Annotated in this window: 12 protein-coding genes; 4 read left to right on the forward strand and 8 right to left on the reverse strand. The window is 55.1% G+C overall.

All coding sequences use genetic code 11. The annotated features are described in order from the left end of the window. Nucleotides 1–78: 78 nt before the first annotated feature. The 8 genes from COMA1_RS08070 to COMA1_RS08105 form a co-directional block, all read right to left on the reverse strand. A complete protein-coding gene (locus tag COMA1_RS08070; protein ID WP_176697930.1) occupies nucleotides 79–1,902 on the reverse strand; it encodes an ATP-binding protein in 1,824 nt (607 codons plus the stop codon). 180 nt (nucleotides 1,903–2,082) lie between these two features. After that, nucleotides 2,083–2,598 carry a hypothetical protein gene (locus COMA1_RS08075; RefSeq protein WP_090746338.1) on the reverse strand — a complete coding sequence of 172 codons (516 nt, stop codon included), beginning with the start codon at nucleotides 2,596–2,598 and terminating at the stop codon, nucleotides 2,083–2,085. A gap of 90 nt (nucleotides 2,599–2,688) precedes the next feature. Continuing rightward, nucleotides 2,689–4,263, reverse strand: a complete 1,575-nt coding sequence (locus COMA1_RS08080; protein ID WP_176697931.1) for a reprolysin-like metallopeptidase — start codon at nucleotides 4,261–4,263, stop codon at nucleotides 2,689–2,691. Between the two features lie 861 nt (nucleotides 4,264–5,124). Next, the gene (locus COMA1_RS08085) at nucleotides 5,125–5,583 is read right to left on the reverse strand and encodes a phage holin family protein (protein ID WP_218055324.1); all 459 of its coding nucleotides are present in this window, start codon (nucleotides 5,581–5,583) and stop codon (nucleotides 5,125–5,127) included. Between the two features lie 3 nt (nucleotides 5,584–5,586). Beyond that, nucleotides 5,587–6,030 carry a DUF5666 domain-containing protein gene (locus COMA1_RS08090; RefSeq protein WP_141654259.1) on the reverse strand — a complete coding sequence of 148 codons (444 nt, stop codon included), beginning with the start codon at nucleotides 6,028–6,030 and terminating at the stop codon, nucleotides 5,587–5,589. Nucleotides 6,031–6,068: 38 nt separating this feature from the next. Continuing rightward, nucleotides 6,069–6,887, reverse strand: coding sequence for a carotenoid biosynthesis protein (locus tag COMA1_RS08095; protein ID WP_090746347.1), 819 nt, complete (start codon nucleotides 6,885–6,887; stop codon nucleotides 6,069–6,071). Nucleotides 6,888–6,910: 23 nt separating this feature from the next. After that, nucleotides 6,911–7,894, reverse strand: coding sequence for a hopanoid-associated sugar epimerase (hpnA, locus tag COMA1_RS08100; RefSeq protein ID WP_090746349.1), 984 nt, complete (start codon nucleotides 7,892–7,894; stop codon nucleotides 6,911–6,913). Between the two features lie 87 nt (nucleotides 7,895–7,981). After that, entirely contained in the window at nucleotides 7,982–8,872 is an 891-nt protein-coding gene (locus tag COMA1_RS08105) for a polyprenyl synthetase family protein (RefSeq protein WP_090746352.1), read from the reverse strand. Between the two features lie 377 nt (nucleotides 8,873–9,249). Between COMA1_RS08105 and COMA1_RS08110 the strand changes: the two genes are divergently transcribed. The 4 genes from COMA1_RS08110 to COMA1_RS08125 all read left to right on the forward strand — a co-directional run bounded on the left by COMA1_RS08110 (nucleotide 9,250) and on the right by COMA1_RS08125 (nucleotide 13,295). Beyond that, nucleotides 9,250–11,019, forward strand: a complete 1,770-nt coding sequence (locus tag COMA1_RS08110) for a hypothetical protein (protein ID WP_090746357.1) — start codon at nucleotides 9,250–9,252, stop codon at nucleotides 11,017–11,019. 468 nt (nucleotides 11,020–11,487) lie between these two features. Further along, nucleotides 11,488–11,889: a hypothetical protein gene (locus COMA1_RS08115; protein WP_090746361.1), complete on the forward strand. Its 402-nt coding sequence runs from the start codon at nucleotides 11,488–11,490 to the stop codon at nucleotides 11,887–11,889. A 54-nt stretch (nucleotides 11,890–11,943) separates the two neighbouring features. After that, nucleotides 11,944–12,564: a hypothetical protein gene (locus COMA1_RS08120; RefSeq protein ID WP_090746364.1), complete on the forward strand. Its 621-nt coding sequence runs from the start codon at nucleotides 11,944–11,946 to the stop codon at nucleotides 12,562–12,564. Between the two features lie 83 nt (nucleotides 12,565–12,647). After that, nucleotides 12,648–13,295, forward strand: coding sequence for a YajG family lipoprotein (locus COMA1_RS08125; RefSeq protein ID WP_090746367.1), 648 nt, complete (start codon nucleotides 12,648–12,650; stop codon nucleotides 13,293–13,295). The last annotated feature ends 85 nt before the right edge of the window (nucleotides 13,296–13,380 follow it).

Genomic DNA, 13,380 nt, shown 5'->3' on the forward strand with positions numbered 1-13,380 from the left:
CGAATCATAGCGATCGGTAGCCGTTTCTGTCAAACAGGCAAAGCCTTCCGAGGGTGAGTCGAGATGAAGAGTCTCGGGTCAACCTGGACGGCGCGGAGGTCGCCGACCTCGTCCACGGTGGCGGAACGCTGGTCCTCGACTGACACCAGGGAGGCGGATGGTCACAGTAGTGCCTTCATCGGTCGCACTGCCGATCGCAATCGTCCCATGGTGTTCCTCGATGATTTTCTTGACGCTGGGCAGTCCTAGCCCGATGCCCGACCGCTTCGTCGTGAAAAACGGCTCGAAGACTTTATCCACGATTTCAGCCGGGATGGGCACCCCGTTGTTCTTGATCAGAATTTGCACCTCGAATCCGCGCCCAGCCCGATGTTGTGTGACGGCGATCGCGAGATGACCACCTGGAGACATGGCCTCGCAGGCGTTTCTGAAAATGCTCAAGAAGGCCTGCTGAAGCTTCGCTTCATCACCACGCACGGGAGCGATGATGTTGGCATAGTCTTTCGTGACTTGAATGCGGGTTGCCTCAAGATCGGTTCCGACTACCACCAACGCGCTCTCAAGCACTTCTGGAATTCGGCAGAGATGCCGGTTTAGCTCCAGCGGCTTGGCGAAATCGAGGATTTCGTTAAGGATCGCCTCGATCCGGATCAAGTCGCGCATGGCGTTTTCCACCCGTGTCTGAGGATCGAAATCAAGAATCCCCTCACCGGTCACTTCTTCCAATTGTGATCGTATAGAGGCCAAAGGTTCACGGATCTCCGTCGCCAAAAATGCACTGAACTCCCCGATTGCCGATTGGCGTTCTTGCTTTCTGATACTCGGCTCGGAAGGTGTCGAGGAAACGGACTGAGGACTTGGTGACCCAATCTCAGTGGGTGGAGCCGGGGCTGGGGCTTGAGGCGCCGGTGTTTGTAAGAGATCGGCAAGTTGAACGATCGTAGGTTCCAGCGTGCGGGCATCGGTCGTTTGATAGCGTTCCGGATCCTTTGCCCCCAGCGTGAGGGTGCCGCCGACTTGCCCTTTGACGAAAAATGGGATGACGAGGGATGACTGAAAGCGGTCCTTAAAAAGCTGTTTGTGATCGAGAAAGCGGCCCTGAGTGGAGGCCAGGTCATGATCCACGCGCGGCTTGCGGTGGCGCACGGCCCATCCGGCGGCAGAACTATCCAGCGTGAGACGTTGACCGGGCTTCAGGTCCTTCTTCGCGTCCCGTTGATCAGCCTTGACATCACCAACAACTCCCAAGACTTCCACATTTCCCGCCAGCGGATCGTAGTAACAGGCCCAGGCTCGGTCGTAGGCCACGGACTGGTTGGCTTCCGTGAGGACTGCCTCAACTTTCGCCTGCAGCTCCGGCGAGAAGTGCTTGATCATGGGCGGAAACAAGTCGCCTCCAGCTGGTTGGGGAGGCGCGGCTTCCTGCGTCACGTACGGACGGCTGAGCACCGCAGCGGTATTGAACAAGCCCTCGCGATCCAATGCTTTGGTCATCCCCTCACACATTTGGTCTAGCTGTGATCGGTCTTTCTTGGAAAAGGCCGCGCCTTCTTTCCTGCCGATCACCAGACAGCCGTATATACGAGTGAGATGGCGCAGTGGCACGACGAGCAAGGACTTGGCGCCGGGTGTAATCAACCGCAAATGGACGGTGCGCCCACTGTCGGAATCCGCTGTGTTTGGGCTCAGGGCTGCGGCGTTTTGTGTCGAAAGGGTACGAAGAATAGCTTGAACATCTCGAGGTGTAAACCCACGTGAGGCATGCTCAACGAGAGGGCCGTTTTCCTGATGGAAGATTGCCGCCAACACCGAATCCGTGCCGATCTCATTCAGCGCGGCATTCAACGTCCGTTGAAGAAGTGTTTCCGGAGCCGGTTTCGTTTGAGGAGTCGCCGTGGTCATACGTTTCACTACAAGAGAGCGCATTGTAGCCGGATCGGTGACGAATAGCTACTCTCTCTGAGTAATCATGACATTCTGCGATCCGTTCGAATCGCTTTCACGTGTGACAGGATAACAACGTCAGCGGGGTACTCTTTGGGACAACACTTGAGATTGATTGTTATGAAGGAACGAGGACCGTCAATCCCGCGGCATTTTGTCGGGATCGAGCTCAACCAACCGCAGGCGACCATTCCCGATATGATCCGTCTTATAAATGCGAGGGCCGATCTGGATGGTTCCAACCAGAAGATTGCCGGTGATCACGAATGTAAAATCCCCTTGTATGGGCGGTTTGAACGTTCCACGGATGACAGCGGTGTCGTTGATTCGAGAGACCGTGGAGGAGACGTCGAGTTCTGGGTTGGTATTGTCGAAGAGTTCAACGGTGATCATGGGAAGGGGTCTGGCTCCTGCATCCTTGAGAACTTTAAGGAGAGAAAGGTCCAACTCGATTTCTCGACTGCGGAGCATCCATGGTTTTTTCGGTGTTGGAGACTGGGTAATTGTCGGAGGATTCAGAACGGTGTGCCATAGGCTTTTTGGTCCGGATAACTCGTCGGCCCGCGCCATTGGGCCGGCGAGGCTACCTAACAGCAGGGTAAGGAGAAGAAGGTTGAATTGTCGAACGGCTGATTGTGGTTTTGAGTCACACATGGTGTTTCTTCATTTCGATCCCATCTCGTGATGTCTGTGGGAGTCAAGAGCAGGGAGAACCGAAACTCGATCCTCCCTGCATCCTATCAGTTAAGGAGTTGGCGCGGGAGACTTTCCGCGCGATGTTCCCGGAGCATCTTTTCGAGGCTTATTGGGAGCATTGTCATCCATGTCGTCATCCGAGTCATCGTCTGCATCATCGTCGAGGTCGTCTCGAGAGTCAGGACGGACGTCCCTCAATCTACTCGGTGCGGTGGCAGCAGAGGTCGTGGTGCTTGCGCGCCAGGCGGCAATGACATTTCGAACTTCGTTCATCGAACGGGCATTGTCCGCAGACTTGGAAGGATTGATTGCGTAATCGATTCCGGCTGGTCGGCCGTTGATCAGGATCTTCGGGTTGGAAAAATACTTGACCCGTGGGCATGACACGGTCGGGCAGGGGTAGGCCATAATCGTCCGAAATTTTCCAATTGGGTCCCGATAGCCATAGGAGTAGGGGTAGACGCCTGTGCCTCCGGACTCCCGATCGTGGGCATCCCCCATATTGTGTCCCAGTTCATGGGTCAGGGTATTGTTCGAGATACAGTCGCGGTCTGTCACGCTAAAGGCGTAAGAGGCAAAACTCGCGCGCGGGCCGTTTGCCATAACATAGGCAATTCCGCAATAGGCTCCGCCGTTGTCGACGATGAGTGTGACGAGATCGGCCTTGTATTGATCGCGTAAGGTATGCACCTGATCCATGAAGCCATCGCTCGTACTGCGGAGACGGACTAGATCGGTATTCATGTTGCCGGTTTCCGTATAGGCGACCTCGGCAGTCCGCACCAGACGGAGCCGCATGGCGATTTGGCTGTTTTGGTACGCTTGATTCGCCAGATCGACACTCATCGCAATCAACGCATTCATGGCGGACAGGCCACCCTGCTTTATCCGTGCCGTGGTGGTGTAGACGACCATCAGGTCGACGATGGTGTTCGTCGTTGTGGCGGCGGCTGTGGTGACGCTTTCGGTCGTGGCGGTTGTTTCGGAGTGCTTGAGTTTTGGTTCCGGTGCAGGAGGCTCTGCAGGGGTCCCATCGTCTGGTACGACGAGCGGATGGTGATCCGGACGCATGGCGTCGTCGTCAATTTCGACGAGACGATGACGGTTATCCTCGGTCGGCTCAATTTTGTAGAGCCGTTGACCTGAGACAATTGTCCCCGCCATCTTCTTGCCTCGTACAGACAAGGTAACATCGCTGTCCTGGTCACCTCGCACCCGCCCACGCCACACCTTCGCCTTATTGCGATGGATTTCTGGTTCATCGAGTTCGAGTGTGCGTGTGCCGGCATCGAAGAGGTTCAGGGAGATGTCCTGTTTCGACTCTTTGCGGGAGAGTTTCATGGCTTCCAACGCAGCGGGATTGAGCCCCATTGTATGGTGTCGGCGCACCCATTGCTTCGAGAGCTGAGCCGGCGGAAACGCCTGGTCGATCGCAGGAGGGATACCGCTGGGTGTTTCCACAAAGAGCGGGACCGGCGATCCTGTTGATGCGCAGAGTCCAATCGTCGGAATGCTGAGGGTTGCAGCGAAGAGACCGAGGAGTATCGCGCGTGGAACCCAAGACGAACGGCGACGTGTTCGATGGCCTCTCGATGAGTGTTGCAATGGCAACATTGGCTTCATGTAACCTCCCATGTGTGTGTAAGTGAGTCAATGAGAGCATTCCAAAGCAAGGCGCATGCCGTCTTGCGTGACGACTCATACTCAATGGCTCGAGCTCACACTTTATGCAGTATCAACTGTGTTCAACGTTGGTACACACAGTATTTGCTGGTGAACGGAGTAGAAAGCTTTTGCGCAACATGTAAAAAGTGAAGGTTGTGCCATACGTAGAAACGCAAGCGGGGGTTGGTCGCTCGTCCTTGGAAGGTAAGTAATTCACCAGATCAGGCCTCGGGGGATGCTCCGAGCCTTCCAGTCGTGTCCAGGAGAGGGCTTGTCATCGAGGAATCGTCAGCGATAGGGGGTGGTCTCAACCAGATCCATCTCGTGCGATTCTCACTTGGTGACAAAGGTCAGTGGCATGTTCCAGATCATCGGCATTCAGAAATTTTCATCACTTATGGACGGGTGAACAATGGTAACCGGCGAGAGGGTCGCGGGCATGGATGTTTCCGCATAAGCAGAAATAAGAAACGTGAGATCGTAGGCGCCTTCGATTCTAGATAGAGAAACAATTCTCATAACAAGACAGAAAAGAAGGGAACGCCATGTTTGAGGATATTGCGATGATACCAATCTTGGCCTCAATCAACATGCTCGCGCTGTTCATGTATGACATCGGTCGATCAGGACAGGAAGGAGACTACCGGAGGCATGTCGCGTATGAGCATCACGATGAATAACGTGCGAATCGGCAAGGGTGTGGACGCGTAATGGTCACTGGTTCTTTTTCAAAGGGCATGGCATGCCGATGACGTATTTCGGCGCGCCTTCATGATTTCCTGGAGGCTCCCGGTATCCCTTCTTTATCACTGCGCGGGCTCAATCAGGATTGATGATCTTGGGTGGCCGACGAGGTTCCTCCTGAAGATCAGGAGGGAGACGGCGGTCAACCGTCCAGCCGTTGAGGACTGTTGTGACCAAGCTGATGACCAGCGCACCACCGACGGAAGCCCAGAATCCTGAGACCGTGAACCCCTTCACGAAAAACGCGGTCAGTTCAAGCAGCAGCGCGTTCAGCACCACCAGAAAGAGTCCAAGTGTAACGACGATCAGCGGCAACGTGAGCAGAAACAGGATGGGGCGAAGGATCAGGTTTAAGAAGGTCAAGACCAGTACGGCGGCCATACCGGCACCGAAACTGTTGGCCTCCAATCCAGGAACAATGGCGATGGCCAGGAAGACGGCGATACCGGTGATGAACACCCGCATAAAGGCCTGGCGTAACCCACCGTGAAAGGGCGACTCATGGACGGCTCGTGCGAAGCGAAGGGTCGGCATGGCTTATCGTGGAGGTGGAGGAATGCTGCCCGGTGAATAGTGCACGACCGTCGCGGTGACTTTCTTGTTTTTCTCATCTCTTGACGCTTCGATGATGACGCGGTCGCCGACGGCAGGTGGGTCGAGTGATTTCGGGTTGTTTTTGTTCTTGTATTTGACCTGCTTGGTCAGCAGGACTGATACGACCTGTCCTTTCGCAGTTTTCACATCAATGTGCTTCTCATCGATGGATGTCACGATCCCCAGCACGTGCAGGAGTTCTGGTACGGGGGCTAACGCCAGCAGGCAGAACGATAAGGCGGTGAGGAGCAGGATACCGCCTGAGGGAGATCGACTGCGACCTGGTCCCACCGCATGATCGAACACAGTATGCCCGTGTCGGGAGTGGTCTCGATCAACGGGGTGTGAGTACATCTGTCTGGCCATTGCGATGATTCCCTTTGGCATGACACTCATCTGACTATACAAATTCTTTGGGCTGAATGTCACCCATGCTGTTTGGCATGGTGTATGGAGTGGCGGATAACAAGGCGAGTGGTCAAGATCATAAGGACCGGGAGATGCATCAGCAACCCGCTGATACCCATGAACGTTTCACCGATCCAAAATGTCATGCCGAGGTTAAAGGCTAGGACGCCGTAATATAACCCGATCCCGAGTAGGAGGCGCTGAGTCATCGATGGAGATATTGTGAGTGGAGCGAGTCGTTGATCCAATGGAGCATACAGCGCCAGCGAAATCAGTCCGACGACCGCCCATCCCACATAGTTCGCGAAGGGGACGCCGAAGTGCCACCCTGGATCAGGGTAGTCATAAATTTTCCCCAAGAACCAACGGTCACCACGCAGGGCTACGGGATCGATCACCATATCGATGAAGGCAAACAGCAAGGCAGTCAGGCCAGAGATCGCCAAACTTGTGCGGACAGTTAGATCGAAGCGTAGGGGCTTGAGAGGAGACCGGTCGTGCTTCAACGTAACATCAAACGGAAGTAGGAGCCCAAGTGCCACACAGTAGGCGGCAAAGAGGAGGAAGCTGAATGAGATGGAATCCATGAACGGCACGTCAAAAAAATAGAGCTCTTGTCCGATCGTCGAACCATTATAGAAGTACCACCCAAAGGGGATGCCGGTTCTGGTCGACGAAAATTCACAGACAAAGGCAGTCGCCCAACTAATAAGCCAGAACCGCCAGGTTCGTGGCCAGCCGATCAGCTTGATGGCGGAAAAGAGAAAGGCGGCAAGAAAAATAAAGACATAGGGTCGGAGGAGAATGGTCTTGAAAAAGAGGACGAGGTGTTCCATTCAATGGGAGTTTGAGGTGGCCGTTATGCGTACCCGTGGGATTTGAACCACCGGACGGCCTTGCCCAGGGCAACTTCGGGAGGATGCTGCGGCAGTCCAAGTTCTCGGATTGCCTTGCTGCAGTCATAGTGCATCTTGTATTTGGCCATCTTCACGCCTTCCAGCGGAATGCGCGGAGGGAGACCCGTCACATTGGCAAACCAGTGATTGAGGTAGGCGAGCGGAAGCACCGCACCCCGTGGGAGTTTTACGGATGGCGCTTTGAGCCCGGTCAATCGGCTGAGGATCTCAAACACTTCACGAAGCAAGAGATTCGTAGAGCCGAGAATATACCGTTCGCCCTGGCGGCCTTTCTCCATCGCGAGCAGATGGCCGGTCGCGACGTCATCCACATCGATGATGTTCATCCCGGTTTCAATGTAGGCCGGCATTCGCCCCTTCATGAAATCGACAATCACCTGGCCGGTGGGCGTCGGTTTGACGTCGCCCTCTCCGACCGGGGCGCTGGGATTGACGATGACCACCGGCAAGCCTTCCTTGGCCAGCTTGTGCACCTCTTGTTCAGCCAAGTATTTTGAACGCTTATAGTGACCGGCCATTTGTTCAAGAGAGACCGGTGTCTCTTCTGTTCCGAGCCCCCCACCAGGTGGTAAGCCGATGGCCCCGATGGTGCTGCAATAGACGGTCCGTTCCACGCCAACTTCGCGTGCAGCCTCCAGTAGATTTCTGGTGCCGACCACGTTGACGTCATAAAAGATGGAGGGGGCTTTGGCCCAGAGGGCGTAGTGTGCCGCGACGTGGTAGAGCTGGCGGCAGTTGCTGAGCGCGACTCGAAGTGATGCGGGGTCGCGCAAATCCCCTGCGGCTCGTTCTACCGGAAGACCCTGTAGGTTTGTGAGGTCGGCTTCAGGTCGCGCCAAGACACGAACCTCGACCCCGGCTCGTACAAGGGCCCTGGCAACCGCAGCTCCAACAAACCCGGTTGCGCCTGTGACGAGAGCTTTCATTGAGGAGAGCGAACGGCAGGTGGCGCATAACTGACAGCAAAAAACCCTAATCCTATGTTTGCGCCATAAGCCATATGCGATGAGCTCTTAGTTTTTGCGAGCCGTGATATATCGCGCGATCTCGCGCAGCGGGTCGGCAGAAGAGCCGAAGGACGATAAGCGGGTGATCGCACGAGTGACACAGTCGTCGGCCAGCTTCTTTGCTCCATCCACTCCGTAGAATGTGGGATAGGTTTTCTTCCCACGTTCCGCATCGGTATTAGGATTCTTCCCCAACTCTTCACGAGTGCCGGTGACGTTCAGCACGTCATCCGCGATTTGAAATGCCAGGCCGATGTCTTCGGCGTAGCCGGTCATATCATCGAGCTGGCGGTCGTTTGCCCCGGCGGCAATGGCGCCCATGCGGACCGCAGCGCGCATCAGCATGCCGGTTTTATGCTTGTGAATATTCTGAAGCATCGGGAGGTCGATGTCTTTATTTTCAGCCTGGATGTCGAACACTTGGCCACCCACCATGCCCATATTGCCGGACCCAAAGGCCAATTCCTGAATGATACGGACTTGCCGCAAGGGATCGCAGCCTTTCATAAGATCCGGTCGGCTGACCAAGTCGAAGGCCATCGTCAGGAGCGCGTCGCCAGAGAGGATGGCCATGGCTTCGCCATAGACTTTATGGTTCGTCGGTTTTCCACGACGAAAATCGTCGTTGTCCATTGCTGGCAGGTCATCGTGGATCAGCGAGTAGGTGTGGATGAGCTCCAAAGAACAGGCAACGGCCATCAGGCCGGGAGGTGTCTGGTCAAGGGCCTGCGCCGCCGCGATCGTCAAAATCGGTCGAACTCGTTTCCCGCCGGCCATCAGGCTGTAGCGCAGACTCTCATGCAGCGTCGTCGGCGGGGTGACGGACGGAGGCGCGATGAAGTCCAGAAATCGATCAACGTCGATCCGCTTTTGTTCAAGGTAGTCGGCGATGTTCATGACGTTCATCTTTCAAATGATCGGTCAATTCGCGCGGAGAGTAACAAACAAGGAAGGATGAGTCAAACAGGAGCGATGGGCAATTATCCATCGTGCTCGGTGAGTCTTGACGGAGAGTCTCGATCGATGGAAAATGCGCCCTCTCTCATCAATATGCCCGTTCAATATGAAGGTGATGGAAGAAAATAATAAATCTCCAAATCCGGCTGAATATCATTGGTCTGGCGGGGGAATGGTAGAAGTGCCTACAACAGGTGATTCGTTCCGGGTTGGTCTTCGATATCGATGCGGCTGCATTGTGTTAGCCAGTCGCTGGACTTCATGGAGTGCCTGGAGCACAACGACGAATATCTGAAGCGAACAAACGGGAGGAAGCCATGATGTTGAAAATTCGCGTGGACATGTTTGGAGGAGTAGCTGCAATGGGCTTGCTCGCCTGGGTTCTCTTAGCCTCTCCTCAGGTAGAGGCGGGTAAAGATGGACGAGGTGGTTCTCATGGTGACGTCAGATATGAATTATGGGCGAGTGACCAGTCCAATACCGTGGTAGGCAAAGGTGCACTCGGTATTGACGGCAGTCTCCTGTGGATTTGGGATAATAAGACAATTGAGAAACAGGTAGACGGTGGCCGCTCTGCTGCACCAATGCCTTGCGCTGGCACTGCTGCACCTTGCGACACCAATTTGGTGTTTCCTGCCGGGCTTCCCGAACACAACGAGTTCAACGCTCCCACCGGGAATGTGCGCCCGCCGGCGGGCCGTCTTCATTCTGCTTTTATTGATCCACAACAGAAATATGCGCTCCTGAGTTTCTTTGCGCCAGGTGGTGGGATGATCGGGGTGATGGATGCTGAGACGAAAGAAGCTGTCGCGTTGTTTCGTGCGACTCAGACTGGTACTGGACGGACGAACCACATGAGTTTTTGGCGGCACGACGGATTGGCGATTTTGGTTTGTAATCTGGATGGGCGGATCGTGGAACGAATTGATGTCACACGGGATGCCACTGGTCGTATTACAACCCTGAGCTACAACATGAAGGCTGGTTTGGGAGTTGGGAAAGGGCAAACCGTTGTGGAACCACCACGAGTCTATCTTGGTAGCAATGCGGTGGGGCATCCACTGATCGGCAGCATCCAAGTCGGGACTTCTGATTTCAGTGATCTGACGCCGAACGGATTCTGTAAAGAGAACGGTTGCACCACTGGCCCAAATGGGTCCTCCGGTGGGCGTCCCAATAATGCGATTCTCTGCCCGATCCCAGCCAATAACAACGCCTTGGTGTATGTGACATTAGCCGGTGGAGGCTTGCTCGTGATCGATTCGAGTACGACACCGATGGCGATCGTTGCTGAGTATGGCAACGAAGTAATCAATGGTGCCGGGTGTGCCGGTACCCAGGCCAACGGGCTCATTCATCTGGACGGAGGGGTTTCGGCTGGTGTGGCGGGACTTACTCAATCCACGTATGCGGTGTATGTGCTTCCTCACGCGGCCTTTCCCTTTGCGCCTGAACATAATTCCGAGAACCAGCCTCTCCCCGTTGTTGTGATCAAGGATCCGACAAACACACTGACGAATGGAAATCATGATCATAGCGGCGTGTCCTCTAACGACACAGGGCAAATCCCTGGCACGACCACGCGCCGTGATGCCCATGGTGTAGTTGCTACAGTGGATGAAAAGTACGTGCACACGGGAGATCGGATTCAGAATAAAGTCGAGGTGGTCAAAACGAGGGGACAGTCGAAACCGGCGGCGATCTACGATCTCACCTCAGAAAACGGTGAAGGGCGAGGTGTTGGCCCCTGCCTGGCAGCCAGCGTGACGGATGATCCCTCGATGCCATTGAATGATCCGGCACCCGATCTGATTTCGCGAAGCCCGAATGGAGATTATTTGTTTGTTGCATTGCGTGGACCTGCACCTGTGACGGCCAACCATGCTGCACAAGGGAGTTGCCCCGGTGTTGGAGTCATCAAGCTTGAGCAGGGGGGTAAGTCCGGCAGGTTGTACAGTGTCATCCGCACGACCAACACAGTTGATACGGCTCCCAGCTCACCTCCGGGCGGATATGCTTATACCGGCAGAGAGCGATCGGATATACATTTTGTGGATATTCGGATCGTTGGTGAATCGACAGACTGAAGCGTACACCCAGTCGGATATCACCTGATTGTTGGATATGGGCCACTGGTGAAGGGGCGAGGCAGGGGCTTGCTTGTTTTTCACGCGATTGCCCCGCTATACTGCCGCCCCATGAGTATTCGAAAAGCTGGTGGTGAGTGGGAGCCGATGACGCTTCCGGTTTTAGCGCGTCTCTGTCGGGTGTGCCAAGAGGATCTTTATCGGGACAAAACCATGCTTCGCGGAGGCTGGTCCCGATGTACGGTCTGTGACGAATTTGTCCATTACAGTTGTCTTGCCAGTGGGAAAGTCTCTTTTTTGAAAGCCAGACCGCGGGTGTGCAAGGCCTGCCGTGCCGTGCGGGAGGGAGGTTCTGTTCCTTCGGTGAACAACGATGGGTCCCCCGCGGCAGCCATGCCCTGAGTTCTGGTTCTCTTCTGCTCCTGTCCGATTTCCAGAAGGGGTCAGCTGAACAATTGGTGAAGGCTTATGGCCGACTCACCGTTGACTGAGGCGATCATGACACAGGTGATTCGCAGTGGGGCGTTTCTCCAGCAATGCTGGTCGGTTCATCCCCTCTGTGTGACGGTCAAGCGAGTAACCGAAGAAAACGCAGTGGTTCTCCTCTGCAGTTCCTGCAAGTCGGCCCATTATTTGAATATTGCAACTGTCACAGCGATCGCCTCGTCAGCGCAGCAGGCGGCTGTAGAAGTGGCTTCCCGAGACGAACCGCCTGGGGAAGACTATCTCAAGGCCTGCGTCACTGCCCATGCTGCCTCGCTCACGCTTCGGGAGATGGATGTGTTTCAGGATCTGGTGCGGCTCCGTTGTGCCGACTGCCGGCGTCTGTACGATGTGACGGTCTCGGTATTTGAAACGCGCCAAAAATAGAGGGGAGTTGTCAGCTAATAGCCAGAATTAGCGAGTTCTTTCCCATGTAATGCCATGCTCCAGTCACTTGCGTTTACCGATGATGAGACGACATTGCTGGCCGATACGCAGTTGTTTCGAAAAAAGGCTACCGTCACGGCGAAGATCCGACGCATGCTGGAAGGGACGCGCCAAGCACTACAGGCCGACCTTGACGCTGTTACGCTCGTCAGTCCTCCCGGTTTTGACTCAAAGGTCCATCAACTGGTGAAAGGGGAGCACCTGGAAGATTTCCCCTATCAGTACCTTGATTACCCCAAACACTTCCAGGGCGGGAATACGTTCACGTTTCGGACGTTGGTCTGGTGGGGGCATTACGTGGTGTGCGCCATGCTATTGGAAGGCGATGGACTTCGGCACTATAAGCAACAACTTCTTGGGCGATTTCACCAAGTGGCGGGAAGAGGGTTGGAATTGTCGCTGGCCCCGGCGCTTTGGGAGTGGAAACGCGGAGAGGGTTATACCTTTCCGATCACGCATGACCGAAAGGCCCAGATTGCCGCTATCGTAGCCGAGCGATCACTGATCAAGGTGCTGCGGTGTGTTTCTTTTGAGGATCTACGCATTCGGAATGGGGAACTCCCTCATATAGCCTGTGAGACATTTCGGACGATACTTCCCATCATTATTCACTAACCATGTAATCCTAATTGTCTCCGAGGCTCAACTTGGGTAGACTGTGCCCACTACTATGTCCCAACTTTGACAGGGAGGCGCCTGTGAAGCCATCGTCGTTGCGAGTTCTTGGCTGTGCCATCATGGGGGCGGCTATGTTGGCTGGTTGTCGGGGAACGGGAGAGGTACGGACTCTCGACTTGCGTGAAAAGCTGCCAATGGTACAGGTGACCGACATCGAGCCGGTCAAGATCGTCATTGAACCCTTTGAGGATCGACGGACGGACAAAAGCCGTGTCGGGACACGCACACATCTTTGGGGGGGAACGACGTATTTCAATGTGCCGGGCGATCGACTCGCCGAGATGCTCACGCAGCGGCTCGCCGACCGATTGAAAACCCGTGGGTGGAATGATCGTGTCTGGAACGTGCGTGTCGCTCCGGCCGGCGCGGTGCCCGATGCGGACATCGTTATCAGTGGACAGGTCCAAGATTTCTCGGCGAGCGCCAAGAGCCGGGTCTTTTCGACGGTGATTGAAACCAGCAGCCGCTTTCACGTACAGGCGCAAAATCAGTCGGATCACAGCACCACCATTCGAAGAGTGGAAGGGGCCCGGTCGCGAACCGTCTTTTGGTTCAACAATGACGACGTGCAGGAGCAACTCTCCGCCACCTTACGGGATGGAATCGAGCGGCTGCTGGGCGACACGATGATCGAGCGTAAGGCGTTGAGATCGGTACGGCAGAAATGAGCAGAGACGCCCATCGAATCTGATGTGGGCGCCAGTGTGCGCATCATGCGGTCTCTGATCTCGGGGCACGCTAAAGGAAGTAATC

Origin of the sequence: Candidatus Nitrospira nitrosa, assembly GCF_001458735.1 — a bacterium.
GTDB classification, from domain to species: Bacteria; Nitrospirota; Nitrospiria; order Nitrospirales; family Nitrospiraceae; genus Nitrospira_D; species Nitrospira_D nitrosa.